This is a genomic window from Thermodesulfovibrio sp. 1176 (assembly GCF_029946585.1).
Lineage (GTDB): Bacteria > Nitrospirota > Thermodesulfovibrionia > Thermodesulfovibrionales > Thermodesulfovibrionaceae > Thermodesulfovibrio.
The window spans coordinates 57,221-83,564 of sequence record NZ_JARZRZ010000006.1; the positions used below are offsets into that span (position 1 = coordinate 57,221).

The 26,344-nt window shown below is 32.1% G+C and carries 30 protein-coding genes and 2 tRNA genes; 5 read left to right on the forward strand and 27 right to left on the reverse strand.

Annotated features, from left to right (window positions below):
* Position 1 precedes the first annotated feature (1 nt).
* From QI155_RS10135 to QI155_RS10150, 4 genes are read right to left on the reverse strand one after another with little or no spacing between them, the layout of a single operon-like run.
* Entirely contained in the window at positions 2 to 658 is a 657-nt protein-coding gene (locus QI155_RS10135; protein ID WP_068859592.1) for a riboflavin synthase, read from the reverse strand.
* A gap of 1 nt (position 659) precedes the next feature.
* The gene (gene lepB, locus QI155_RS10140; RefSeq protein WP_281321540.1) at positions 660 to 1,265 is read right to left on the reverse strand and encodes a signal peptidase I; all 606 of its coding nucleotides are present in this window, start codon (positions 1,263 to 1,265) and stop codon (positions 660 to 662) included.
* A gap of 11 nt (positions 1,266 to 1,276) precedes the next feature.
* Positions 1,277 to 3,061, reverse strand: a complete 1,785-nt coding sequence (lepA, locus tag QI155_RS10145; protein ID WP_068859596.1) for a translation elongation factor 4 — start codon at positions 3,059 to 3,061, stop codon at positions 1,277 to 1,279.
* Positions 3,058 to 3,966, reverse strand: coding sequence for an ROK family protein (locus QI155_RS10150; protein WP_068859598.1), 909 nt, complete (start codon positions 3,964 to 3,966; stop codon positions 3,058 to 3,060). The genes lepA and QI155_RS10150 overlap by 4 nt, the downstream gene beginning before the upstream one ends.
* Before the next feature lie 74 nt (positions 3,967 to 4,040).
* On the opposite strand from QI155_RS10150, the gene QI155_RS10155 reads away from it, so the two are divergent.
* Positions 4,041 to 4,382: a hypothetical protein gene (locus tag QI155_RS10155; protein ID WP_068859600.1), complete on the forward strand. Its 342-nt coding sequence runs from the start codon at positions 4,041 to 4,043 to the stop codon at positions 4,380 to 4,382.
* A gap of 15 nt (positions 4,383 to 4,397) precedes the next feature.
* Complete coding sequence (locus QI155_RS10160; protein WP_281321541.1) at positions 4,398 to 4,598, forward strand: cation transporter; 201 nt, start codon at positions 4,398 to 4,400, stop codon at positions 4,596 to 4,598.
* On the opposite strand, the gene QI155_RS10165 is transcribed toward QI155_RS10160, so the two are convergent.
* From QI155_RS10165 to rpsU, 18 genes are all read right to left on the reverse strand, one after another.
* Positions 4,595 to 5,332, reverse strand: coding sequence for an ABC transporter ATP-binding protein (locus QI155_RS10165; RefSeq protein ID WP_281321542.1), 738 nt, complete (start codon positions 5,330 to 5,332; stop codon positions 4,595 to 4,597). The two genes, QI155_RS10160 and QI155_RS10165, sit on opposite strands and share 4 nt — an antisense overlap.
* Positions 5,271 to 5,525 carry a hypothetical protein gene (locus QI155_RS10170; RefSeq protein WP_068859607.1) on the reverse strand — a complete coding sequence of 85 codons (255 nt, stop codon included), beginning with the start codon at positions 5,523 to 5,525 and terminating at the stop codon, positions 5,271 to 5,273. Before QI155_RS10170 ends, QI155_RS10165 begins: the two co-directional genes overlap by 62 nt.
* Positions 5,525 to 6,730, reverse strand: a complete 1,206-nt coding sequence (locus tag QI155_RS10175) for a lipoprotein-releasing ABC transporter permease subunit (RefSeq protein ID WP_281321543.1) — start codon at positions 6,728 to 6,730, stop codon at positions 5,525 to 5,527. The genes QI155_RS10170 and QI155_RS10175 overlap by 1 nt, the downstream gene beginning before the upstream one ends.
* Positions 6,727 to 8,208: a lysine--tRNA ligase gene (lysS, locus tag QI155_RS10180; protein ID WP_281321544.1), complete on the reverse strand. Its 1,482-nt coding sequence runs from the start codon at positions 8,206 to 8,208 to the stop codon at positions 6,727 to 6,729. Before lysS ends, QI155_RS10175 begins: the two co-directional genes overlap by 4 nt.
* 46 nt (positions 8,209 to 8,254) lie before the next feature.
* Positions 8,255 to 8,329: transfer RNA gene (locus QI155_RS10185), tRNA-Pro, on the reverse strand.
* A gap of 1 nt (position 8,330) precedes the next feature.
* Positions 8,331 to 8,678: a MerR family transcriptional regulator gene (locus tag QI155_RS10190; RefSeq protein ID WP_068859611.1), complete on the reverse strand. Its 348-nt coding sequence runs from the start codon at positions 8,676 to 8,678 to the stop codon at positions 8,331 to 8,333.
* A gap of 1 nt (position 8,679) precedes the next feature.
* Entirely contained in the window at positions 8,680 to 8,964 is a 285-nt protein-coding gene (locus QI155_RS10195; RefSeq protein ID WP_068859613.1) for an integration host factor subunit alpha, read from the reverse strand.
* Between the two features lie 66 nt (positions 8,965 to 9,030).
* Entirely contained in the window at positions 9,031 to 10,974 is a 1,944-nt protein-coding gene (locus QI155_RS10200) for an aconitate hydratase (RefSeq protein ID WP_068859615.1), read from the reverse strand.
* Positions 10,967 to 11,764 carry an inositol monophosphatase family protein gene (locus tag QI155_RS10205; protein WP_068859617.1) on the reverse strand — a complete coding sequence of 266 codons (798 nt, stop codon included), beginning with the start codon at positions 11,762 to 11,764 and terminating at the stop codon, positions 10,967 to 10,969. The genes QI155_RS10200 and QI155_RS10205 overlap by 8 nt, the downstream gene beginning before the upstream one ends.
* Positions 11,761 to 12,282, reverse strand: coding sequence for a nitroreductase family protein (locus QI155_RS10210; RefSeq protein WP_068859619.1), 522 nt, complete (start codon positions 12,280 to 12,282; stop codon positions 11,761 to 11,763). Before QI155_RS10210 ends, QI155_RS10205 begins: the two co-directional genes overlap by 4 nt.
* On the reverse strand, positions 12,275 to 13,189 hold the full coding sequence (locus QI155_RS10215; RefSeq protein WP_281321545.1) for an ATP-binding protein: 915 nt from the start codon (positions 13,187 to 13,189) through the stop codon (positions 12,275 to 12,277). The genes QI155_RS10210 and QI155_RS10215 overlap by 8 nt, the downstream gene beginning before the upstream one ends.
* Complete coding sequence (locus QI155_RS10220; protein WP_068859623.1) at positions 13,171 to 13,569, reverse strand: ribonuclease HI family protein; 399 nt, start codon at positions 13,567 to 13,569, stop codon at positions 13,171 to 13,173. The genes QI155_RS10215 and QI155_RS10220 overlap by 19 nt, the downstream gene beginning before the upstream one ends.
* Complete coding sequence (locus QI155_RS10225) at positions 13,566 to 14,306, reverse strand: C4-type zinc ribbon domain-containing protein (RefSeq protein WP_068859625.1); 741 nt, start codon at positions 14,304 to 14,306, stop codon at positions 13,566 to 13,568. The genes QI155_RS10220 and QI155_RS10225 overlap by 4 nt, the downstream gene beginning before the upstream one ends.
* Before the next feature lie 26 nt (positions 14,307 to 14,332).
* Positions 14,333 to 14,406, reverse strand: a tRNA-Ile gene (locus QI155_RS10230).
* 48 nt (positions 14,407 to 14,454) lie between these two features.
* The gene (locus QI155_RS10235; RefSeq protein ID WP_068859627.1) at positions 14,455 to 15,765 is read right to left on the reverse strand and encodes an RNA polymerase sigma factor RpoD/SigA; all 1,311 of its coding nucleotides are present in this window, start codon (positions 15,763 to 15,765) and stop codon (positions 14,455 to 14,457) included.
* On the reverse strand, positions 15,752 to 17,455 hold the full coding sequence (gene dnaG / locus QI155_RS10240; RefSeq protein WP_281321546.1) for a DNA primase: 1,704 nt from the start codon (positions 17,453 to 17,455) through the stop codon (positions 15,752 to 15,754). The genes QI155_RS10235 and dnaG overlap by 14 nt, the downstream gene beginning before the upstream one ends.
* A gap of 12 nt (positions 17,456 to 17,467) precedes the next feature.
* Entirely contained in the window at positions 17,468 to 18,424 is a 957-nt protein-coding gene (locus tag QI155_RS10245) for an NGG1p interacting factor NIF3 (RefSeq protein WP_068859631.1), read from the reverse strand.
* Between the two features lie 82 nt (positions 18,425 to 18,506).
* On the reverse strand, positions 18,507 to 18,704 hold the full coding sequence (gene rpsU, locus QI155_RS10250; RefSeq protein WP_068859633.1) for a 30S ribosomal protein S21: 198 nt from the start codon (positions 18,702 to 18,704) through the stop codon (positions 18,507 to 18,509).
* Positions 18,705 to 19,162: 458 nt separating this feature from the next.
* Here rpsU and QI155_RS10255 point away from each other — a divergent pair, with 458 nt between their 5' ends.
* From QI155_RS10255 to dapF, 3 genes are all read left to right on the forward strand, one after another.
* A complete protein-coding gene (locus QI155_RS10255) occupies positions 19,163 to 19,555 on the forward strand; it encodes a DUF2703 domain-containing protein (protein ID WP_281321547.1) in 393 nt (130 codons plus the stop codon).
* Positions 19,556 to 19,976: 421 nt separating this feature from the next.
* Positions 19,977 to 21,233 carry a diaminopimelate decarboxylase gene (gene lysA, locus QI155_RS10260; RefSeq protein WP_068859637.1) on the forward strand — a complete coding sequence of 419 codons (1,257 nt, stop codon included), beginning with the start codon at positions 19,977 to 19,979 and terminating at the stop codon, positions 21,231 to 21,233.
* On the forward strand, positions 21,230 to 22,063 hold the full coding sequence (dapF, locus tag QI155_RS10265) for a diaminopimelate epimerase (protein ID WP_068859639.1): 834 nt from the start codon (positions 21,230 to 21,232) through the stop codon (positions 22,061 to 22,063). Before lysA ends, dapF begins: the two co-directional genes overlap by 4 nt.
* A gap of 11 nt (positions 22,064 to 22,074) precedes the next feature.
* Here dapF and QI155_RS10270 read toward each other — a convergent pair whose 3' ends face one another.
* The 5 genes from QI155_RS10270 to QI155_RS10290 form a co-directional block, all read right to left on the reverse strand.
* Positions 22,075 to 22,989, reverse strand: a complete 915-nt coding sequence (locus QI155_RS10270) for a sulfite exporter TauE/SafE family protein (RefSeq protein ID WP_281321548.1) — start codon at positions 22,987 to 22,989, stop codon at positions 22,075 to 22,077.
* 62 nt (positions 22,990 to 23,051) lie between these two features.
* Positions 23,052 to 23,300: a thioredoxin family protein gene (locus tag QI155_RS10275; protein ID WP_068859642.1), complete on the reverse strand. Its 249-nt coding sequence runs from the start codon at positions 23,298 to 23,300 to the stop codon at positions 23,052 to 23,054.
* A 42-nt stretch (positions 23,301 to 23,342) separates the two neighbouring features.
* Positions 23,343 to 25,136 carry a DUF255 domain-containing protein gene (locus tag QI155_RS10280; protein WP_068859644.1) on the reverse strand — a complete coding sequence of 598 codons (1,794 nt, stop codon included), beginning with the start codon at positions 25,134 to 25,136 and terminating at the stop codon, positions 23,343 to 23,345.
* Position 25,137: 1 nt separating this feature from the next.
* Positions 25,138 to 25,779: a phosphoribosylanthranilate isomerase gene (locus QI155_RS10285; RefSeq protein ID WP_068859646.1), complete on the reverse strand. Its 642-nt coding sequence runs from the start codon at positions 25,777 to 25,779 to the stop codon at positions 25,138 to 25,140.
* Entirely contained in the window at positions 25,780 to 26,214 is a 435-nt protein-coding gene (locus QI155_RS10290) for a PPC domain-containing DNA-binding protein (RefSeq protein WP_068859647.1), read from the reverse strand.
* Positions 26,215 to 26,344: the final 130 nt, after the last annotated feature.

Consider the following 26,344-nt stretch of genomic DNA (forward strand, 5'->3'; position numbering starts at 1 on the left):
TTTACTCCTTAATAAATCCATAATCCTTTAATTTTGTTATAAGGCGATCCTGCCTGATAGAAGTTGCCTGATTTACAAATTTTTCAACATACTTAGCTATGATATCTGTTTCAAGGTTTACTTTATCTCCCACTTTTTTAAACCCTATTGTGGTCATTTTAGCTGTATGGGGAATAATTACTACAGTAAAAGAGGATGAATAAAGGTCTACTATTGTGAGGCTAATTCCATCAATGGCAATAGAGCCCTTTGGAATACAGTATCTGAGAATTTCATCTTTGGCTTCGATTTCTATTTTTAAATAATCGCCAATATTTTCAATTTTCTTAATAATCCCTGTGTCTTCTACATGTCCACTTACAAGATGTCCGCCCAGTTTCGTGTTTAAGGTTAAAGCAGGTTCAAGATTTACATAATCTCCCTTTTTTAATTCTCCAAGGGTGGTTTTTTTTAGTGTTTCAAAGGAAACATCAAAAGATAAAATATTTTTGTTTCTGTCCATTTCAGAAACTGTAAGGCATACTCCGTTGATGGATATGCTGTCTCCGAGGTTTGCTTCATTAATAACTTTATTTGAAAATACATTTAATCTTGCACCCTGTGCAATTTTTTGAATCTCTGCTATTTTGCCAAGTTCAACTATTATTCCTGTAAACATCTTATTTTATAATTTTACCAATTCTTTCAATTCTTGGCTTACTATTTTCACTATCCCATGACCAATATATAATTAGAGCTTTACCTTTCACATCTTTGAGATCAACAAATCCCCAGAATCTGCTATCATAGCTTTGGTCTCTGTTATCACCCAGAACAAAAAGTTTTCCCTTTGGGACCTTTAATGGACCAAAATTGTCTCTTAGATCAAGTTCTCTTGGATGTATAAATGAATCAGAATATCTGGCATAGGGTTCTTTAAGTTCAACTCCGTTAACATAAATTTTTTTATCTCTTCCTTCAACAATATCTCCTTCTACAGCAATAACTCGTTTTATAAAGTCCCTATCAGGATCTTCAGGATATTTAAAAACTATTATGTCTCCCCTTTTAGGCTTATCAAAAACAAGAATTTTTTTATCCATCAGCGGAGGATTTACTCCATAAATAAACTTTGTTACAAGAAGATGATCTCCTATCAATAATGTTGGAATCATCGAACCAGAAGGTATTTTAAAGGCTTGAATAACATAGGCTCTTATAAAGAGGGCAATTAGAATAGCAATGCCAATGCTTTTTATGTAATCTAAAATTTTTTTACTTGTCAATTTTTTCCTCCCTATTCAACTTTGAGTACTGAGAGAAATGCTTCCTGTGGTATTTCAACTTTACCAATTTGTTTCATTCTTTTTTTACCTTCCTTTTGTTTTTCAAGCAGTTTTTTCTTTCTTGTTACATCACCTCCATAACATTTTGCAAGAACATTTTTTCTTAGTGGTGCAATGCTTTCTCGAGCAATTATTTTACCACCAATAGCAGCCTGAATAACTACTTCAAAAAGCTGTCTTGGAATGACTTCCCTAAGTTTTTGCGCAATTGCTCGTCCTCTATAGTAGGCTTTTTCCTTATGAACAATTACAGAGAGAGCATCAACTTTTTCACCGTTTATAAGAATATCTAGTTTTACAAGATCACTTGGTCTGTAACCTAAAAGTTCATAATCCATAGATGCATATCCCTTTGAAAGAGATTTTAATTTATCATAAAAATCCCATAATATCTCATTTAATGGAATTTCATAGACAAGAAGTATCCTATCCTTTGTTATATAGGAAAACTCTTTCTGAATACCCCGCCTTTCCTGACAGAGTTTCAAAATATCTCCTACAAAGTTTTCAGGAACAATTATAGAAACTTTCATATAGGGTTCTTCAATTGCTTCAAAAACCTTTGGCATTTTGCTTGGATTTTCTATTAAGTAAGCTTCTCCATTTTTTTCTATGATTTTGTAACGAACTGTTGGTGCAGTACTTATTAAAGATAAATTAAATTCTCTTTCAAGTCTCTCCTTGATTATCTCCATATGCAGTAGTCCCAAAAAACCACATCTAAAGCCAAAACCTAAAGCAGCTGATGTTTCTGGTTCAAAGAAAAAGGATGAATCATTAAGTCGGAGTTTTTCTAAAGCAGTCTTAAGTTCTTCATATTGATGGGTTTCTGTTGGATAAAGTCCACAAAAAACCATAGGTTTGACTTCTCTAAATCCTGGTAGAGGCTCTGAAGAAGGATTTACTGCCTCTGTAACTGTATCTCCAATTTTTGTATCTGCAATGTTTTTTATTCCAGCTACAACAAAACCAACTTCTCCTGCTGAGAGTTTCTCAATATCTTTTGGATAGGGGGTAAGAATGCCAAGTCTCTGCACCTCATATTCTTTTCCTGTGGCAAACAATTTTATTTTCATTCCGGTTTTTAAATTTCCATCAAAAACCCTCACAAGAATTATAACTCCTAAATAATTGTCAAACCATGAATCAAAAATCATTGCTCTTAGTGGTGCATTGGGATTACCTTTTGGAGGTGGAATTTTTTTAATAACTGCCTCAAGAATCTCTTTAGTGCCTATCCCCTCCTTTGCAGATGCAAGAATTGCCTCTTTAGAGTCAATTCCTAAAATATCTTCAATTTGTTGTTTAACTCTTTCAGAGTCTGCCTGAGGTAGGTCAATTTTATTTATAACCGGTATTATCTCATGATTGTGGTCTATTGCTAAATAGGCATTAGCCACTGTTTGTGCTTCTACTCCCTGAGTAGCATCAACAACAAGAAGGCTTCCTTCGCAGCATGCTAAAGAACGGGATACTTCATAGGAAAAATCAACATGTCCTGGTGTATCGATTAAATTTAAAATATAGTTTTCTCCATCTTCTGCTTTGTACTGTAGTCTTACTGCATGAGCTTTGATGGTTATACCTCTTTCTCTTTCAAGATCCATTGAATCAAGAATCTGTCCCATCTTTCCAGCAAGATTGACTGCACCTGTGAATTCGAGAAGTCTATCTGCAAGGGTTGATTTTCCGTGATCTATATGGGCAATTATTGAAAAATTTCTGATATTTTTCATTGATTTCTGAGCAAAAAGACAGCTCCTAAAACTCCTGCAGAATCTATGCGTTGAGACTGAACAATCTCAACTGTTTCAGACAATCCCTTTAAGGCTCTTTTTTTAGCTTCATTTATAGCTGTTTCAATATAAATGTTTTTTGCTCTTGAAAGTCCCCCTGTTAAAATTATTTTATCAGGAGCAAAAATATTGATCAGATTTGCTATCCCCGCGCCAAGAGCCTTTCCTGCATTTTTTAAAACCTGTCTGGAAAGATTGTCGCCATCTAATGCTAATTTGTAAACATCTTCTGAGGAGATTTTATAAAAATTACCTTCATAAAGTTGTTTAGCCTGGCTATGTTCTCCATCTTCAATTTTTTCAATCAATGTTTCTTTTATTGCCTTTGCAGATGCGTACATCTCAAGGCATCCGCTGTTACCACAACTGCATAATTTCCCCTGATATTCAATGCTCATATGTCCAACTTCCATAGGAAATTTAATAAGTCTTTGACCTTCATAAAGTCCTCCACCAATTCCTGTCCCAAGAGTAAGCAATATGAATCTACGAATTCCTAAACCTTCTCCAAAATGGGCTTCACCTATTGTAGATACTTTAGCATCATTTTCTACTTTTATAGGGACATTAAATTTTTCTCTAAAAATAGAGGCGATTGGTACTTTATTTAATGATGGAATATTTGGAGATTCAATTACAGTCCCTTCGGAATTTACCAAACCTGCAACTCCGACTCCTATACCAGTAATATAATGTTGATTAAAAAGACTCTGAATTTCCTCAATTAATGAATTCAAAACATTATTACCTGTGGGAAATTTGCAAAGGGTTATAATTTTATAATCCTCTGAAATTAACCCGATTTTCGTGTTTGTGCCTCCTATATCAATTCCAAGATAATACATAGAAAAATATTATATCATAATCCTTTATTTAAGATAAATTTTTGAGAGAACCCTGTTATCTGATAAAATAAAAAATGGATATTAAATATGTAATATATTTCTTGATTGGAGGAAGTGTTGTAAGTTTAGTGACCTATTTCGCAAGCCATTCAAAGGGATTAATAGCTGCTTTTTTTGCTAATCTACCTGTTATTACTCTTACAACTTTTATTATTATCTATTTTGAATCTGGTGAAAAAAATGTTCTTATTTATGCTAAAAGCCTTCTTGTTATGCTTTTCCCCTGGTTAGCTTATATATTTTCAGTTATTTTTTTGGGTTCCAAAATTGGTATTATTCCTTCACTTTTAATAGGACTGACATTTTATTTGATTCTCTCTTATATAATAATTAAAAATTTTTCTATTACAACATAAAGGAGTGATTCTACTATGAAGGAAATGAAAATTTTTATTGAAGGAATGACTTGTAATCATTGTATTAAAAGAGTAACTCAAGCGCTTGAGCTTGCAGGAGTTGAAGAAGCAGATGTAAAAATTGGTGAAGCTAACATAATTTTTGATGAGAATAAAACAGATATTGAAAAGATTGCCAAAGCATTGGAGGATGCTGGATATAAATTAAAGGATTAATTTATATTTATAAGAAGTCCATCAATCATCCTAAATCTTCTTGTGCATTTTTGAGCTAAAGCTTCATTGTGAGTTACTACTATGAAAGTAGTTTTGCTTTCCTCATTAATCTTTAAGAATAGTTCAAAAAGTTCCTGAGCGGATTTAGAATCAAGATTTCCTGTAGGTTCATCGGCAAGCACAATAGATGGATTTTTAAATAAAGCTCTTGCTACCGCCACTCTTTGTTGTTCTCCTCCTGAAAGTTCTCCTGGATAATGATGGATTCTTTGATGGATTCCTAATCCTTTAAGTATTTCAAAGGCTCTTTCTTCCAGTTCGTGTTTATTTATTTTTTTCTTTCCAAATTCACTAGTAATTAATTCTGGTATAATTACATTTTCAAGAACATTAAATTCTGGTAAAAGATAGTGAAATTGAAAAACAAATCCAATATGCCTATTACGAAATTCTGAAAGAGCATCTCTCGATAACTTTGATGGGTTTATTTCAGTATCAAATTTAAATAAAATTTCTCCTTCAGTTTGTGCTTCAAGAGTTCCTATTATGTGTAGAAAAGTACTTTTACCTGCTCCAGAGGCTCCTGTTATTGCTAATATTTCACCTTCGTAGGCTAAAAAATCAATTCCCTTTAATACCTCTATTTTACCTGCTTTTTTAAAATAGGTCTTTTTAAGGTTTTTTGTTATCAATATCTCTTTTTTCATCTGATTTAAAAGGTTTTGCCATTTCATCTATTTTTTTCAGTGTACTTTTATGTATACTGTCTGCTTTCTGAGCAGCATAATGGAAAACTTTTTTTACTACTCCCGTTGTTTTATCACCTATCTGTCTTATTTTCTCTCCTCCAAAAAGTAAGGCAACTACAAAAAAAATAGTTAAAACAATAATAGATAAACATCCTATGTTTCTTATAAATTTAAACATTATTCATACCTCAATATCTCTACTGGATTTATTTTAGCAGCTCTATGAGCTGGATATACAGTAGATACAAGACTAATAAACAATGCTGAAACTGAGATTAAAATAATATCAAAAATTTTAACCTTTACTGGCAATTTACTTAAATAGTAAACATCTGCAGGAAGTTTTACAATTTCATAGGATTTAATTATTTCACACAAAATCAGTCCTCCTGTAAGTCCAATTAGTACACCAATTATACCAATTAGAAATCCCTGATACATAAAAATCAATTTTATTAAATTATCTGTAGCTCCCATTGACTTAAGAATAGCAATATCTCTTTGTTTTTCTGTTACATTTACCATAAGCATACTTATTATATTGAAGGAGGCAACAAGCACTATTAATGTAAGTATAACAAACATAGCAAATTTTTCAAGCTTTAGAGCAGAAAAAAGATTTCTGTTCATTTGCATCCAATCTTTCACATAATAATCTTCGCCAAGCTCTTTACTAAGAGACTGACTTACTGTGTTAGCTTTATAGACATTTTTAAGTTTAAGTTGAATTCCTGTTACTTTATCGCCATATTCAAAAAAATCCTGGGCTATCTTAAGATCAGTAATGGCAAGATTCATATCATATTCATACATTCCTATTTCAAAGATACCTGTAATAATAAATTTTTTTACCTTTGGGATAATACCCAAAGGGCCTATTGACCCCATAGGAGAGATTATTGTAATAGAATCTCCTGGTAATACTCCTAAAAGATTTGCAAGCTCTTTTCCAATTATTATCCATGGAAGATCAGTATAATTTTCATATTTGTATTTAACATGTTTAAAAACTTCCGTAGTTTTCATATCATACTCTGGAATAATTCCTCTTAGATATACTCCATGGGCTCTTTTGCCAGATGAAATTAAAACCTGTCCCATTACAAAGGGAGAGAATGCGAGAATGTCGTTTTTTTCCGAGAAAAAAACTCCAAGCTTATCATAATCTTTTATACTTCCTGAATAACTTAGCACTACTGCATGGGCTTGGGCACCTAAAATTTTTTTTTGTAAATCTTCATGAAATCCGCTTATTACGGAAATAACAACAATCAATGCCATAACACCAAGAGCAACTCCACTTATTGAAATTAACGTACCAAAGGAAAGCCCTTTTTTTCTGCTTTTAAGATATCTTAGAGCAATAAAAAAGGGAAGTTTCATTTTTCAGGTCTTAAAAGAGGAAAAAGTATTACATCTCTTATTGATTGATTATCCGTTAAAAGCATAACAAGCCTGTCTATGCCAATTCCTTCTCCTGCAGCAGGAGGCATGCCTATTTCAAGAGCTCTTATAAAATCTTCATCCATTTCAGGGACTTCCTCGTCTCCTTTAAGTCTTTCCTCAAGTTGCTTAAGAAATCTCTCTTTCTGGTCAATGGGATCATTGAGTTCTGAAAAGGCATTTGCAATTTCTCTTCCTGCAATAAAAAGTTCAAATCTTTCAACAAGTTCTGGATTGTCCTTTTTTCTTTTTGCTAAAGGAGATAGCTCCACAGGATAATCAATAATGAATGTAGGTTGAATAAGGAATGGTTCAACAGTTTCTTTAAATATCTCATCTAAAATTTTAGGAAGGCTTGCTTCCTTTGGAAGCTCTATACCTCTTTCTTTTGCCCACTTAGTTGCCTTTTCTTGATTTTTAAATATTTCCTCAGGAACTCCCTTTTCTTTTAAAGCATCATACATGGAAATTCTTTTGTACGGAGGAGTAAAATCAATTATGTCATCACTGTATTTTATTTTTAAGGCACCACAAACTTTTTCAACAACATAGCATAGAAGTTTTTCTGTAAAATCCATTAACCAGTTATAGTCTTTATAGGCAACATAAAATTCTATCATTGTGAATTCGGGATTATGTTTTGTAGATATTCCTTCATTTCGGAAGTTTTTACCTATTTCAAAGACTCTTTCAAATCCACCAACAAGAAGTCTTTTTAAAAAAAGTTCAGGAGCAATTCTCAAGTAAAGTTCCATATCAAGGGCTTCATGATAAGTTTTGAAGGGTTTTGCCCTTGCTCCTCCTGCTATTGTATGCATAATGGGCGTTTCAACTTCAAGAAAACCTTCATTTTCAAGAAATTCTCTTAAATATCTGATAATCTGTTGCCTTTTTACAAAGGTTTCCTTTACAGAAGGATTAACAATTAGATCTACATATCTTTGCCTGTAACGGGCTTCAATATCTTTAAGTCCGTGCCATTTTTCTGGAAGAGGTCTAAGGGATTTACTTAAAAAAACAAAATTTTTAACTTCTATAGTTAATTCATTAGTTTTGGTTCTAAACAGCCTTCCTTCAACGCCAATAATATCTCCGATATCAATATTTTTAATTAATTGAAAATTCTCTCCTAAAAGGTCCTTTCTAAGATAAATTTGAATCCTACCTTTCGAATCCTGTAAATGAGCAAAAACTGCTTTGCCAAAATCTCTTAGAAGTATAACTCTTCCTGCAACTGATGTATTTATAATATTTTGTTCTAATTGATCTTTGTCTAAATTCCCAAAATTTTTAAAAATTTCATATGTACTATGTTGAGGTTCAAAGACTCCATCGTAGGGCTCAATACCCATATTTCTTAAATTCTCGAGTTTTTTAATTCTCTGTTGAATGAGTTCTGATAATGGCGTTTCTTGCATAATTTTGAATTATACCCCCTTAATATTTTGATAGTCAAATTAAAAATCGGGGCGAGCCGATTTGAACGGCCGACCACTCGCACCCCAAGCGAGTGCGCTAACCAGGCTGCGCTACGCCCCGATCATGATAGGATATCAAGAATTTCTCTTAATTTTATTTTAACTCTTTCTATGATTTCTTTTTTATTGTCCATTTCGTAACCAGAAGCATTGTATATTTTACTTAATTTTTTTCTTACTCCCTCTACTGTATATTTTTCTTCATATAGCATTTTTTTTATCAAAATCAACATCTCAATTTCTCTTTTAGTATATAATCTTTGACCACCTTTGGTCTTTTTCGGCTTTAAAAAGGGAAACTCTGTTTCCCAGAACCTTAAAACATATGTATTAACACCTAATATTTTGCTTACCTCTCCTATTTTATAAAATAACTTAAAAGGTAATTCTTTCTGTAAAGATTCTCCCATTTTATGTTAAATTTTTCTTAAACTGCTCTTTCAGCTTTTCGCTGGGTTTAAATGTTACAACTTTTCTCGGTTTAATTTCAACGGGTTGCATTGTTTTTGGATTTCTACCAATTCTTAACCCTTTTTTTCTTACTGTAAAAACACCAAAGCCTGATATTTTTAATGCTTCCTCTTCAATTAGTCCCTCTTTCATTGTTTCAAAAACTGTATCAACAATTTTTTGTATCTCAGTTTTTGGTAATCCTATTTTTTCAAAAATGTAGTTAACCAAGTCAGCCTTTGTCATGTGCCCTCCCTATAAGTGTATGAAAATTATTGAATTTTAAAATATTTAATTATAAACCTGTCAAGCTTATCCTAAAACCTTTTTTCTTACATAAGGCAATAATCCACCCTCAAGGATAAGGTCTTTTTCTTTAGAATTAAGATTAGAGTTTACATAAAAAACAAAATCTTTTGTTAAATTTTTTACTTCATACCGCTGATTATACCTAACACCTTCAATAAGATTTTTTATCTCTAATATATCTCCCTGTTCAATTTTTTCGTAATCATGAGGGTCCGCAAATAAAAGAGGAATTATACCGAAATTTATTAAATTTGCTCTGTGAATTCTTGCAAAGGATTTGGCTATAACTGCTTTAATTCCGAGATACATAGGAGCAATTGCTGCATGCTCTCTTGAGGAACCCTGCCCATAGTTTTCTCCTCCTACAATAATACCTCCTCCCTTTGATTTTGCATTAAAAGCTCTTTCATAAAAAGTCTCATCGATATTTTTAAATGTAAATGTTGAAATCATTGGAATATTTGATCTGTAAGGCAGAACCTGAGTGCCTGCTGGTAGAATGTCATCAGTTGTAATATTATCTCCAAGTTTTAGTAAAACTTCTGCAGAGATTTTTTCTTCAAGAGGTTCTTTTACTGGTACTTCTTTTATATTGGGACCTTTTATTATCTTGATTTCTTTATCCTTCTTTGGAGGAATTATCATGTTATCATTTATTGAAAACTCATTAGGTTCAGGAATATCATCAATTTTAATATTACTTTCAAAGGGATCAACTAATTTCCCATTAATAGCAGATAGAGCACATACTACAGGAGAAGCAAGATATACAAAAGCATCTTTAGTTCCCGATCTCCCTTTAAAATTACGATTGTATGACCTAAGGGATACCTGTCCACTTCCTGGAGCACCTCCCATTCCTATACAGGGACCACAGGCGGATTCAAGGATTCGGGCACCTGCTGAAATCATGTCTTTGATTGCCCCATCTTTAGCAAGCATCTCATAGACTTGTTTTGACCCTGGATTTATAAAAAGAGTTATGTCCTCATGAACAACTTTATCTTTTAATATGGATGCTACTGTTTTCATAATTTTATATGATGAATTGGTGCAGGAACCAATACAAACCTGATCTACTTTAATTCCCTTTATATCCTTCACAGCAACTACATTGTCAGGACTATGGGGCTGAGCAATCATTGGCTCTATCTCAGAAAGGTCAAGTTCTACTATTTCATAATATCCTGCATCTTCATCGGCTTCAAGTTCAATCCACTGATGCTGTCTTCCTTGTGCATTAAGAAATCTGCGAGTATTTTCATCGCTTGGGAAAACAGAAGTAGTTGCTCCAAGTTCAGCTCCCATATTAGTTATCGTTGCTCTCTCAGTAACGGAAAGGTCTTTGACTCCGGGACCTCCGTATTCAAAAATTTTCCCAATTCCACCTTTAACAGTTAACATTTTTAAAAGAGTAAGTATAACATCCATAGCAGTCACATAGGGTCTGCGCAATTTACCAGTAAGGTGAATTTTTACTATTTTTGGCATGGTAAACTCAAAGGGCATACCAGCCATAACAGAGGCAGCTTCAAGACCGCCAACTCCTATTGCTATCATACCTATTCCACCACCTGTTGGTGTATGGCTATCTGTGCCTAAGGCAATCCTTCCAGGAGCAGCAAATCTTTCAAGATGTACCTGATGACATATACCATTTCCAGGCCTTGAAAAATAGGCTCCGAAACGGGCTGCGGATGTTTTTAAAAAGAGATGGTCATCGGCATTCATAAAATTGCTTTGAAGCATATTATGGTCTACATAGGAAACTGCAGTTGGAACTTTCACTTGATCCAATCCAATAGCTTCAAACTCAAGCCATGTCATTGTTCCAGTTGCATCTTGAGTATAAACCTGATCAACTCTTACTCCAATAAGACTTCCTTCTTTCAAGTCTCCATAAACAAGATGAGATTCTAAGATTTTTTCAACAACACTCTTACCCATTAATTCCTCCTAAAGTATCTTTTACTTTCTTGACCAAAAAAGAATGAATTACAGGATTACCTGCAATGATATTGCCTGTTTTTAAATATTCTTCATTGCCTTCAAAGTCTGAAACGCAACCTCCTGCTTCTTTTATTAAAACTATACCTGCTGCAATATCCCAGGGACTCAGTGAAAACTCGAAAAAACCATCAACTCTACCTGAGGCTACATAAGCAAGGTCAATTGCTGCAGCACCTGGTCTTCTAAGATCGCTTACAGAAAAAAGTAGTTCACGAAAAATTTTTATATAAGGGTCAATATATTGTTTATTTCTAAAAGGAAAGCCTGTTGCTATAAGGCTTAACTCAGGTAATTTTGTTGATGATACTTTTATTTTTCTCCCATTTAAAAAGGCTCCTCCATTCTTTTCAGCATAAAATATTTCCTGCCTTATTGGATCATGGACAACCCCTAAAACCAGTTCTCCTTTATACATTAATGCAATTGATATGGCTACTACTGGAAACCCATGAATAAAATTAGTTGTCCCATCTAAAGGATCTATTATCCACAAATATTCAGCCTTTTTATAGTCATTAGATGACTCTTCAGCCATTATTTGATGGGATGGGAAACTCTTTTTTATATGATCAATGATTGTTTTTTCAGCTAATACATCTACTTCTGTAACATAGTCAGAAATGCTTTTTTGTGTGATTTCTTCATTGGTGATTGTTCCAATTCTTTCTTTTATAATTCTGCCTGTCTGTTGAGCAGCTTCCAATGAAACAATGAGAAAATCTCTCATTCCACAAACTCCACTGCTTCATGAATTGATACACGGGGAGGTGCCTTTGGAATGTCTGCTGGATAACCAACAGGTAAAATTACAACAGGCCTTAAATGCTTTGGCAAGTTTAATATTTTAGATACTTCATCTTCTCTAAAAGCTCCGATCCAGACACTGCCAAGTCCATTTTCATGGGCAACCAGCATCGCATTTGTAATGCTACAGGATACATCCTGAATGGCATAGAGATAAACACCCCTTTCTCCATATCTCGGATAGATTTTGTTAATATCAATACATCCAACAATAACTAATGGAGCTTCTGCAATAAACATCTGATTTAATGAAGCATAGGCAAGTTTCAATTTCAAATCTCTATTTTTTATAAAAAAGAACTTTCTTGCCTGAAGATTTCCTGCTGAGGGTGCCCAGATAATAGCTTCAATAAGTTTTTTTATTAATTCTTCAGGAATTTCTTTTTTTAAAAAGGACCTGATACTTCTTCTTTCTTTTACTGCCTTTAAAACCTCATCCATGCTTATATTCTAACAGCTTTTCCTTTAATCTGCAAATGCTACATAAATCTGCTAAGGTTAAATATCCGCATTTTTTACATGAATTTAGCACAACTTGATCATCATTTTCCCGATAGAAGTTTTTGCTCCTTTTTAAGTATCCTTTATAAAAGCCGATAATAGAGCCAGGGAAATTCTTATTCAGTTCTTCTACAATACCTTTAAATACATCATAAACTTCGGATTTATATGGACATCTTTCCTCTATGACTTCTATTCCTGAAATTTTACAGAAAAGCCTTGTTTCATCCTCTGTAATCAGACATAGAGGTTTTACTTTTCTGTTTAATCCTTCCTTTTCTTTCAAAACAGGAGAGATTCTTGATAATAAATCATCATTCCAGAAAAGCATATTTTTCAGTATAAATGAAACTTCATCGTTTAAAGTATGTCCTGTAACAATTGTTTGATTTTCTCCTTCTTTATTCATTAAATATCTTCTAAGCATTCCACATACTGCACATACAGGTTTTTTGGTTACTTTAGAAAGTTTTACCAATGGAATATCAATAAAATCCTTTAATTTTAAAATTTTTAATAATATTCCTTCTTTTTCACAAAAAGCACTAACAAGTTCTTCTGTTTTTTCTGATAATCCATCTATCCCAATATTGATGTGTAAAGCCTTGATGTTATATCCCAAATCCTTAAGTGCCTTTGTGATACTCATGCTGTCTTTTCCACCTGAAAGGGCAACTAAAATTGGTGTAGATTTTTCAAACATTTTAAATTTTTCGATGGTATCAACTACCCTTTTTCTAAAAAAAGAGGGGAAACATTCAAGGCATAACTTAAGATTGTAATGATTGAGGATAATTCCTTCTTTAAGGCTGTTACAAATTTTGCATCTTATTCTTCTGTTTTCCATGATGCTTCTTTGGCTAATTTATCTGCTACAGAATTTTCTTCTCTGTATACATGATATATCTTGTACTGATTAAATTTATTTAAAAGTTCTCTAACTTTTTCATAAAGGGGAATTAATTTTTTATTTCTTACTTTGTAAATACCAGATATCTGAAAAACAAGAAGTTCACTGTCTGAGAAAATTTCAATATCTTTTGCTTTGTGTTTTAATGCCTCTTCAAGCCCTCTTATCAAAGCGGTATATTCTGCTACATTATTTGTTGTTTTTCCAATATACTCAGATATTTCTATTTTTTTATTATCAATAACAAGTAAACAACCTATTCCCGCATCTCCTGGATTTCCACGAGATGCTCCATCGCAGTACAGCTTTGCCTTCATTCAGAGGAAACCTTTTGCTCTTCTTTTTTGTCCTTGGATTTATAATAAAGAATACGACCACATTGAGGGCAGTATTTAATAGTCTGGTTAAGTTTTATTTCAACATAAAGTTGTGGTGGAATATGAAGGAAACAACCCTGGCAAATTTCATCTATAACTTCTGCTACTGCTAAGCCTTTGTGTTTTTTCATTAATTCTTTATATTCTTCGTATAATTCTGAAGGAAGTTGAGAGACAATATTTTTTCTTTTTTCTTTAAGGTTTTCTATTTCATTGTTTATTTTTTCTGCATCACTCTCTATGTCTTTTCTTAGTTGAAGAATTTCATTTTTTTTGCTTTCCCATTCCTTTCTACTTTTTTCCAGTAGTTTTATATTTTCATCAATTTCATAAAACATTAAAAGCAAATTGTCCTCTTCCTTTTTTATTGAATCTTCAATTAAACTGATCTCAAGAAGTAATGCTTGATATTCCTTATTCGTTTTTATCTGAGAAGTTTTTTCTTTTAGTTTTTTTATTTTCTCGTGTAAATCTTCTATCTGTCTTTCTTTTTCTTTCCTTTTCTTTTCTAAGTCTTGTAGTTTCTTTTTTTCATTTTCAAACTCTTTATCAAATTTGTTAATCATTCCATCGATTTTTTTTAATTCAGAAGGAATAGTATCTAATGTATGTTTGAGAGAAATTATTTGGGAATCTATTTGCTGTAACTCAATGAGAGTTTTTAACTCTTCTGTCACAAAACTTTCACTCCTTTTATTTAAAATGGGCCCACCAGGATTCGAACCTGGGACCAACCGGTTATGAGCCGGTAGCTCTGGCCAGCTGAGCTATGGGCCCTTTTTAAAAATGTTACAAAATTACTATAACCCTAAGAATGGGGTTAAGTCAAGATTCCTTAATGAAATCTCTAAGCCATTTAAGACCGCTCATTCGTTTTAATTTACGCATTGCTCTTAATTCTAATTGTCTTACCCTTTCCCTTGAAATGTGGAGTTCTTTGCCAACCTCTTCAAGACTTTCAGGTCTATCATGATTAATGCCATAACGTTTTAATAAAATTTCCTTTTCTTTATTTGTAAGATTTATAAAGAGTTCAAGTATTTTTTCTCTTAATTCATTACGCATAGATTCATAATAGGGATTTGGTGAGTTAGAATCTTCTATAGTTTCTATTAATAAAGTATCATCATCTTCCCTTAAACTGATGTCTATTGATATTGGTTCTTTAGTAATCATTAAAATTTCTTCAATTTTTTCAACAGATATGTCTAAGATTGAAGAAATTTCATTTAAGTCAGGGTTGCTGTCTGTTTTTTGACAAATCTCTCTGAATAATTTATTAATTTTACATATATTATCAACAATATGAACAGGTACTCTGATAGTCTTTGAATGATCTGCTATAGCTCTGTTAATTGATTGTCTTATCCACCATGTTGCATATGTACTGAATTTGAATCCCTTTTTATATTCAAATTTATCAACAGCTTTCATCAATCCTATGTTTCCTTCCTGAATTAAATCTTCCAAAGGTAACCCTCTACCTAAATATCTTTTAGCAATGCTTACAACTAATTTTAGATTTGCCTCTATTAATTTATTTTTTGCTTCAGAAAACTCAAAAAATATCTTTTGAAGATTATCAAACCGTTTTATAAATTCTTCAGTGGGTAATCCAACAGTATCAATTACATCATTGCCTCTCTGGGCTAAGTTGTATATTTTTTCGAGTTCTTCAAAAAACATCACAATTAATTCATCTTTTAAGGGAATATTGAAAAAATTTTTTAAAATTTCTCTGTTATTCTTTTTTCTTCTCATTATCGCCTTTATACTCTCAGAAATTTGAATGAATCTATGTTTAATTTCCTCAGTTTCTAATTCCTCTTCATCAATTATCTCTTTTGCTTTTTCTGGATTTTTAATAAAAATTTCACTTAAAGAACCAATTTTGTTGTAGACAAAGGGAATACTAAGAAACTCTTCGATAAGTTGTCGTTTTTTATTATCAATTAACTTTGCTAATGATTCTTCCTGCTGCCTTGTAAGAACAGGTATTTTCCCTATTAACTTGAAGTATAGTTTCAGAATATCGTATATATCTTCGGACTCTCTAATCTGAAATACTTCTTCTTTTCCTTCAAAATTGTCAAAATTAATATTCAGTTCGTCAAAAGATTCCTCATAATCCTTCATAAGAATTCCTTAAAATTTCTTTCTTTTGCCTTATAAGATTTTGTAAAAGATTTTTATCGGCTGATTTGCTTAATTCTTTAATTTTTTTATCTATGAATTTTATTTTAAGTCTTTTTATGCAATCCTTTAAATTCTCCATGATATAATCTTCATCAATTTCTGCGGAGATTATTAACTTAGATACAAATCTTTTTTCTTCTTCTGTTAAAGTGTTTAAAAATTTGTCAACTGTGAAATCATTTTTTGCTTCCTTTTTGTCTGTATCAGTAATATTTTTTATCTTATAAAATATTTGCCTTACAATTTGATTTTCCAGTGTTTCAAGCTCAATTTTGCTTAATAGGGGTTGAATTTTATCAGGAAAAGATAGTGCTATTCTCAAAAGAGTCTCCTCTTCATTTAAAACATTAGTACCACTTTTCTTTTCAAAAGTTCTTTCTTTTTTCAAAGAAGTTAAAATTTTTTTAATCTCTTCTCTTAATGTAAGCTCATTTATTGTTGACTTTTCAGATAGTTCTTTTATTAATTCATCTCTGTAAATAAGATTGTTCATATATGCAATTTTATGAAGAAGTTCATAAACTTTTTCATTTAGAGTTTTTTTGGATTTAGTCTCTAAAATAAAATCTACCGGTGATAGTGCTTTTGCAATAAAATTTTTAAAAGTTTTTTCTCCATACCTTTGCAGTATACTTGCAGGGTCCTGTCCATCAGGTAATCTTGCGATTTTAACAATAAAGCCTTTCTGAAAGAGAGTCTGAAGAATTTTTTCTGCTGCCTGTGTTCCAGCTTCGTCACTATCAAAGACAATAACCACTTTGTTGGTAAATCTTTTTAATTTATTTAATTGTTCCTGCGTTAAGGCAGTACCTAAGGGAGCAACAGAGTTTTTAAATCCGTATTGATGAGATAAAATTACATCAAGATATCCTTCCATTAAAATGGCATATCCTTTTTGTCTAATATATTGTTTTGCCTGCCATAGTCCAAAGATGCTATTACCTTTTTTAAATATCGGCGTATCCGATGAATTTATATACTTTGGAAGTTTAGAATCCTGTTGAATAATTCTACCTCCGAAGGCAACAACTCTTCCCGTTAAATCATGAATAGGGATAATGATTCTATCTCTGAAAAAATCCATGAAATTATGTATAAGACCTGAAAATTTAATTATTTTTTCATCGAACCCCTGTTTTTTTAGATGCTGATATAAAAAATCTTTTTCTTCAGGTGCATAGCCGACTTTAAAAATTTCAATACTTTCTTGATTAATTCCTCTTTCTTTTAAGTATCTTTGAGCTATCTGAGATTCAGATAGTTTTTTTGAATATATTTCTGTAGCAATTTCATAAATCTGATAAAGTTTATCTTTAGGAATTGAATAGGTAGATGATTTATTAATTGGAAGTTCTATGCCAGCTTTAGTAGCTAACATAGATAAGGCTTCAATGAATGAAAGCTTTTCATACTCCATTAAAAAACTAAGGAGATCTCCTCCTTTACCGCAGCCAAAACAATGAAAAATTTGTTTTGATGGACTTACAAAAAAAGAAGGAGTTTTTTCAGGATGGAAAGGGCATAAAGCTCTGTAATTTTGTCCTGTTTTAGTTAAGTTAATATATTCTGATATAAAGTCAACAATATCAATTTTGCTTTTTATTTCTTCTAATAATTTTTGGTAATCCATTGCAAAAAAGGCTTATTGCCTTTTTACTCTTACAAAACCGGAGCACTCAAGTATTTTAATATCTTCTTCCTCCAAAATTCGGTCAAGCAAAAGATTTAATCCCAAATTATCACTTGCTATATGTCCTGCAATAACTACATTTATATGATTTTTTTCTGCTTCTTTGCGGTGCTCCTCGCTTAAATGCATAGCTACTATGGTATTAATTCCGCTTAATGCTATACTGTTGAATATATCCTTTGATCCCTCTGTTCCTCCTGTCATATCAACGAATATTTTCCCTGCTTTTCTATCTTTGTTGCCAATTAAAATTCTTGGACCAGCATTGTTTTTTTCAGCCTCTCTGTATTCTGGAATTTCAAGTAAAATTTCAATGACATCGTCTAAAGTAAAAGGTTTTTTATCATCAAAAATTTTCTGTAAATAAGTTGCAACCATATTGTCCGCAGGTGTATGTAAACACAGGAAAGGAATATTAAGAAGTCTTGCTGCATCAACAGCCCTTGTATGATTTACTGGCATAAGTTTTCTTTCGACTTCCTTAATTCTGCTTTCCATAAGACTTTCAGCTATATTAATAGGCACACCAAACCTTCCAAGAATATCCGCTTGCATATACATTACTGCAAATAGCCTTGCATAAGCTCCACCTTCAGGATGATGAGAGATAATTAAATCTACTCTTTCACCTTTTTGCCTTAAAGCATCAGCTAAAACTACTTCGCCAACTTCCATGTCTATTCCTGCTATTATTGTTTTAATTTCTTCATCACCGCTTCCTACAAGAATTCTTGAGTCAGCATAGGGATTTTCTAAAGACTCCATATCAAAAAACTGTTTTTTCTTTTCAGAAAGTGTTTCATAATCCTTTTTTCTTTTTTCCAATTCCTTTAATATTAGCTCTTTTCCTCTGGGATCATTTTCTATACCAATCTGTATAGCTTTTTTATATAAATCTCTTAATTTCATAGATCCTCCTTTTAAATGGATTAATAAAAAAAATAGAGGAGCTCACGTTTCATAAACTCCTCTATTAATCATTGAGAAAAAATTATTTAGATAGCATTTTTAATTTTTTTGCCAGCTTTTTTTTAGCAGCAAGAACTTTTTTCTTTCTTTTTACGCTCGGCTTTTCATAGTGTTCTCTTTTTTTGATCTCTGAAAGAATTCCCTCTCTTTCGCACTGCTTTTTGAACAATTTGAGAGCTGACTCAAAAGAATCCATATCTCTTACATTTACAGAGGGCATTCAGTTCCTCCCCTCCTCTCTTTTATGAATTTAATTAAGATACTTTACCAGTAAAACTGTAAATTAGTCAATAAAATTTGTCAAAAAATAAAAAATTTTTTAATTTTCCTGCCCTTTATTATCATAATTGCCAGTCTAAATTTGCTAATTGAGGAAAACTATCTTCGCTCATTAGAGATTTTGACATTTTAGGTTTAGCTACAAAATATAACTTATAGACTGACATTGATCTTCTTGATATGCTACCTAATCTGTTATTCACAAGCAACATAACCGTTTAGAATTTTTTGTATAAGTGAATTTTTAGGAGCAAAAACATCTAGATGCTCAAAATTAAGACCAATCATATTTAATTATTTTTATGCTTAATTTTTAAAATTGTTTTTAAAGTGTAAAATGTTGACTAATTTAATAAAATATTTTTATTATATTTTATCATTCTCTAAGAAGAGGCAAAGATGAAAAAACTTATTATCAAATGGCAGAGACTTCTTTACAATAACTCTACCTGTCCAAGATGTTCGGAGACAGAGAAAGAAATTGAAGAAGCCTTTTTTAAGCTTAAAGAAGCTTTTAAACATTTTAATATTGAGGTTATCTTAGAAAAAATTGAACTGAATAAAGTTGAATTCAGTAAAACTCCACTTAGTTCCAATCTAATATTAATTAATAATAAACCTCTTGAGGAATGGCTGGGTGCAGAGACGGGGAAATCGAAATGTTGTAGTGTCTGTGGAGACGAAGACTGTAGAACTATTCATTTTAAGGGGAATACTTATGAGGCTATTCCTGAAAATTTGATAATTAAAGCATCCTTGATTGCTGCATCTGAAATGTTTTTTACAAAATAAAATTTTAGGAGAAACTGAGGAAGAGCTTTCTTGAAAAGCTTCACAATTTCAAACTATTTCCTTTTTTGTAATTATCAGTATGATTATTAAAATTGCTATAGCTATTGCAATTTCGGCTTTTAATCCCACTGTATGTAAACATTTTTAAAGATAAATAGAGGAACTTCATGTTCCAATGCGTTGTCCTGATGGGAAATCAAAGGAACTTTCTTCAAAAAAAGAAGATATCCTTCGCTTGCGCTTAGAATTACAAATTAAAGTGTGAGACTTTTCTATTTTTGGCTGAAAATAAAAAAAATTATCCAAGACAGCACTTCTCTATTGTAAATTTGAAATGTCAGCAAAGGACTTTCGAATTTTTTCTCAAGTTTTGTATAATTTTATAATTATTTTATAAAAATTTTATAAATGGGAGGTATCAGTGCATTTTTTTAATTATAAAAATGGACAATTATATGCTGAAGATGTTCCTGTAATTGAACTTGTTAAGGAATTTGGCTCTCCTCTTTATATTTATAGTTATGGAACTCTTATTAGACATGTAAGAGCCTATGAAGAAGCTTTTTGTGAAGTCCCTCACATAATTTGCTACGCTGTTAAAGCCAACTCTAATTTAGCAATACTGAATCTTTTTGCTCAATTAGGGCTTGGTGCTGATATTGTCTCAGGAGGAGAACTTTACAAAACATTAAAAGCTGGAATTAAACCTTTTAGAATAGTCTTTGCAGGTGTTGGGAAAACAGAGGAAGAAATAGAGTATGCTCTTAAAAGTAAAATATTAATGTTTAATGTAGAGTCGGAAGCTGAACTAATTAAAATAAATGAAGTAGCAAAAAAATTAAAAAAACAGGCTTCTGTTGCCCTAAGAGTAAATCCTGATATTGATCCAAAAACCCACAAATATATTGCCACAGGACTTAAAACAAGCAAATTCGGTATTCCAATAGAAAAAGCCCTTGATTATTACAAGCTTGCTAAATCCTTAGAAAATATCAAGATAATCGGAATTCATAAACATATAGGTTCACAAATTACAGAAACTAAAGCCTATGTTGAGGCATTATCTAAAATTCTCGATTTATATGATAAACTTGTCAAATTCGATTTAAATATTGAATACATTGACATTGGTGGTGGACTTGGAATTACTTATAAAGATGAAGAACCACCCCATCCAAAAGATTTAGCTAATGCTCTAATTCCACTTATTAAAAATAAAAAAGGAAAAATCATAATTGAGCCAGGTAGATCAATTGTAGGTAATGCAGGAATACTTGTTACAAAGGTTTTATACACTAAAACATCGGAAGAAAAAAATTTTATAATAGTTGATGCAGGAATGAATGACCTCATAAGACCTACTCTTTATGGTTCCTACCATGAAATACAACCTGTAACTTCCAAAGACAGAAATAAAATATTAGCAGATATAGTTGGACCTATATGTGAGTCAGGAGATTTTCTTGCAAAGGATAGACAGATAGAAAAAATTTTACCCGGTGAGTATCTTGCTGTTATGAGCGCAGGAGCCTATGGTTTTAGTATGTCATCGAATTATAACAGTAGACCAAGAGCAGCTGAAGTATTAGTAAAAGGAGAACAGTATGCCCTGATAAGACAACGGGAGACCTATCGAGATTTGATCAGAAATGAAATTATACCGGAGGAGCTTCTATGAATAAAAAATTAGAGTTTATAAAGATGCATGGATTGGGTAATGATTTTATTTTAATTGATTGTATAAAACAGGATATACCTAATCCAGAAGATTTTGCTGTTAAATACTGTAATCGCAGATTTGGAATTGGAGCAGATCAGCTACTGCTTCTTTATCCCTCAGAGATTGCAGATTTTAAAATGAGAATATTTAATGCTGACGGTTCAGAGGTAGAGATGTGCGGAAATGGGATAAGGTGTTTTGCTAAATATATTTGGGATAGAGGACTTTCTAAAAAGGAAGTACTTGAAGTAGAAACCCTTGCTGGAATTATTAAACCTAAAAAAATAGGAAACCTTATTCAGGTAGATATGGGAATTCCCCAATTTAATCCCTCTATGATTCCTGTTGATGTAGAAGGAGAACAGGCATTTGATATACTCCTTGAAGTTTCAGGATGGCATACAAAAATTAACTGTGTTAGTATGGGTAATCCCCATGCAGTTATTTTTCTCTCTGTAGAGCCTAAGGACTTTGCTGTTTATAAATACGGTCCGTTAATTGAAAATCATCCAATCTTTCCAAAAAGAACCAATGTAGAATTTGCTTTTGTACAAAATCCACAGGAAATAACAATGCGGGTTTGGGAAAGAGGAGCAGGAGAAACTCTTGCCTGCGGAACAGGTGCTTGTGCTACTGCAGTAGCAGCAATAAAAAAAGGTTTTACAGAAAAAAAAGTTACCGTTCATCTCTTAGGGGGGGATTTACATGTTGAGTGGGCAGAGGATGGTCATGTGTATATGACAGGACCAGCAGAGGAAGTTTTTGAAGGTAGACTTACAAATTATTAATATTAAAAAATCTAAACAAAAAATTGAATTATATATCTTAGGGCAATATAGACAATTATAATCGATAAAATAAGCTTTATATATTTTTGAGGTACATGTTTCTGTACCCTTGCACCAAGATATATTCCAAAGGCTCCACCAATTCCAAAAAGTAAACCAAGTAACCAGTCAGGACTTGTCTGAAGTCCTGCTGGTGAAGGAAGAATTGCATAATAGATAACACCGAATACAGAAGCCGTGGCAGTACCCATAAGGCAAGCACCTGCTATGCTATGAACAGGAAGCTTAAAAAATGTTACCAAAAAAGGAGACATAATTGCTCCACCACCAATTCCATAGGCACCACCTATTACTCCTATAACAAAGGCAAGGATAAATACCCAAATTGTACTGAAAGAAAATCTTTCTCCCCAAAATTCATATTCAGTCCTTTTTAATGAAAAAGATGTTGTTTTGACCACAGCTTCTTTTGTAAGTTTCTGGTCAAATTTTTTTTGTGTTTCAGCTTTTTTCTTTTTGAAAACATCAAGAAAAAGCCTTACACCAATGTAAAGCAAAACAAGACCGACAAAAAATTTAAAAGACTTTGGATCTGGAAGAATTTTTATTCTTATATAATATCCAATGATAATGCCTGGAACTGTTCCAGCCATAATAACCCATGCAAGGGGCCAGGGAATTCTTTTTTCTTTATGATACCTGTAAACACCAGAGGGAATAGCAACTACATTAAAAATAAAGTTAGTTCCACTTACTCCCGGAGATGTATAGTTAAGGGCACTTACCTGAAATGGCAATAGAAGAAATGCTCCAGATACTCCTCCCATTGATGTAAAAAAAGAAACAATGAAAGCAACCAGAGGTGGAATAAGTATATTTGTTGTAACACCTGAAATAGGAAATGTATATGTCAGAAAATCTAACATGATTGGATTTTATTAAATTTTCCAAAATTATACAAATTAAAATTTTTTATTATCAGATAAAATTATTTTGAATTGAGTTCTTCAATTAAGATATTTCTTATTTTGTCTTCTGATGGAAGCGGAAATCCCGAATGTTTAAGTTTTCCATTTACAAGCAAGCCTGGAGTGACTTGAGTATATTTGAAAATCTCTTTTAAATCTTTTATATGTATGACATCAGCCTGAATTCCAAGCTGGGAAACTACTTTTTTAACGGTTTCTTCAACTTTGTAACAATTAGCACATCCGGGACCAAGAATTTTTATTTCCATAATAAACCTCCTATAAAAAATTTTTTATATAATTATAATATATCATAATCTTAAAAATTTTGCTAATTCTTCTGGTTTATAAATTGGATCAAACTGTTTTGATCCAACTGACGGAATTATATAATTATTGTCCCTTCCTCTGTGGGCAATAACTGTAAAGGGTGTTATTTGATGAATCGTTGCCTTTCCAAGGGGAGATTCTAAATTTGTATAAAAATTTAATGTAAGTAAATCAAAATAGCTAAGGAGGGCTTTTACATAGTAAGGAGAAAGATAAGCAGAGGCTAAATTTGAAAAGGCTTTCAAAGCAACAATTGCCAAGTTCATAAATCTTTCTTCTTTAGTTATGGCATAAAGCTTTAAAAAATTTATTATCATAATAGAGTTTGGTGATGGATAGGGAGTATCATGAATGTTTTTCTGTCTTATTGAAAAAATAGACTCTGGAGAATCAAAAAAACCTCCCTTTTGCATATCCCATAGATTTTCCATAGCTAAATCCATTAATTTTGAAGCCCTGTGAAGATATTTATCCTCTGCGGTAACTTCATAGGCTGAGATAAGTGCAGAAATCATGTAGGCATAATCATCTATTAAGGCAGGAATGTCTTCGATTTTTCTATAAAGTTTTTCACCAATAAACAAATTTGAAAGTGTGTTTTCAATAGATTGAAGAGCCATATTCAAAAGATTTCTGTCTTTTATTGTTCTCCAAGCTTTTATAAAAGCATCGGCACAAATTCCGTTTACAAAGCAATAAAGAGTACTATCTACAGAAGGAGCATCTTTTTGTTTTCTTTTTGAAATAAATTTTTCTCTCAGTTGTTTAATTAATTCCCTATCTCTACCTATGATAATAAATCTTCCATCTATCATGGCTTTTTCATCAACAAGGGTGATAGTTAAATCAGAGATTTCTCTTAATTCTTTTTCTTCCCATGTATAATAGAACTCATCGGCAAACTGACTTGCACAGAAAAAACCATCTTTAGAAAATAAATTTTTTATCATATAATCAATTGTTTCCATGGCAATCTCTCTATAAAAAAAGTCCTTTAAAATATTAAAAGCATCGAGAAAATTGATAATGTGCCATGCATTGTCTACTGCAAGTTTTTCAAAATGAGGTACTAACCATTGTTTATCTATACTGTATCTATGAAATCCGCCTTCAATATGGTCATATATACCTCCTGATACCATAACTTTTAGTGTTTTTTCTATTCCACTGAAAACCCAGGGCTTATTTTTTATCCAGTATCTCCAGATAAGAAGATCAATATGGGCAAAAGGTGGAAATTTAGGAGTTTTTTTAAATCCTCCATATTCAAAGTCCATCTCTTTAACTATATCCTCTTCTGGATTATGGACAAGTTCCTCTCTTATATCAGACGATGCAACTTCTATTGGTTTTATTGCATCTACTATTACCTGTGCTCGTGTGGAAATTTTTTCTTGATTAGTTTGATATAGTTCAAGAGCTTTTTCTATCATTGTCCTGAAATAATCTTTTTTTTCATTACTTTTGTAAGTAAATCCAGCAAAGGGTCTTCCATCTGGAATTAGAAAAAGATTAAGAGGCCAGCCACTTCCTTGTCCAATAATATATGATGCTTTCTGATATATTGAGTCAATATCAGGTCTTTCATCACGGTCAATAAAGACAGGAATAAAATTTCTATTTATAATTCCACTAATTTCTGGATCATCTAATACATCTTTTTTCATTTTCTTACAATAACTACTCCATTTTGCAGAGATATGCAAAAAAATTGGCTTCTTTTCATGTTCAGCCCTATGAAGGGATTCTTTTTTGTAAGGCAACCAATTGATCATCTTATTTCTCCTTTATTTTTGATTTGACTTTTTCAATAAATTTTTTTATAAGTTCATGATCTTTTTTGCCTTTATAAAGTTCTACTCCACTACTTACATCAACAGCATAGGGAGCTACTTTTTTTATTGCTTCTTCAACATTAAAAACATTTAATCCCCCAGAAAGAATGATATTACCAAATTTTTTTGCTATCTTAGCTACCTCCCAGTTAAAAGTTTTGCCTGTACCTCCATATTCATCTTTACTAAAACTGTCAATCAGGAAAGCAGATACTTTGTAATTAGGCAAAACTTCTTCAAGGGATTTACCATCTGGGAGATTACCAAATTCGGTGACTCTGAATGCCTTTATAACTCGTTTAAATTTATTACAAAATTGAGGAATCTCTTCTCCATGTAGTTGGACTGTGTCAATTCCAGTTAAATTTATGATTTCATTAATTTTTTCAACATTTTCATTTACAAATACGCCAACAAAATTTATAAATGGTGGAAGAGCTTCTATTATCTCCTTTGCTTTTTCAGGATCTATATATCTTGGACTCTTTTTATAAAATATAAATCCTATAGCATCGGCTCCACATTTTACTGACCATAGTGCATCTTCCATATTTGTTATCCCGCAAATTTTAACTCTAATCATTTATACCTTAAGAAGTATCATTTTGGATTTTTCATCAAGTTCTCTTGTAACATTTACATCAGTAATTTCCATTATTATTGCTTCCAGAACAAGAAATACCTCCGGATTTTCTCTCATACATCCCATTCTTACAAAATCTTCTCTTCCATAGATACCATGTAAATGGATTTTAGGTTCATCACCATGCCAGATAATTGTTCCAATGCCTATAATTTCATGATTTCCTGTAATTTCCCGCCAAATTGGAATGGGCGGAAGTGTATCATTTTCAGGACCTACTACAAATCTGCCACCTTTTAACCCACCAATTAACCAAAATATGGCACAATGGAGCTTCTCTTTTTTGGCAAATTCAGTCAATTCATTTAAAGGATTTTCACCATCTTCAAATTTTGCTATAAAAACTCTTCCAGTATTACCTTTTTGATATTTCATAAACTCCTCCTACGAAAAATTTTTTGTTATAAAATTTATATGCATGGGTTTTACCCATTGAAAGCAATGAAGGCAGGGCAGGACAACTCCATTTCACCTGGGTATAAAAGCCCTCAATGGAGTTTGTTGC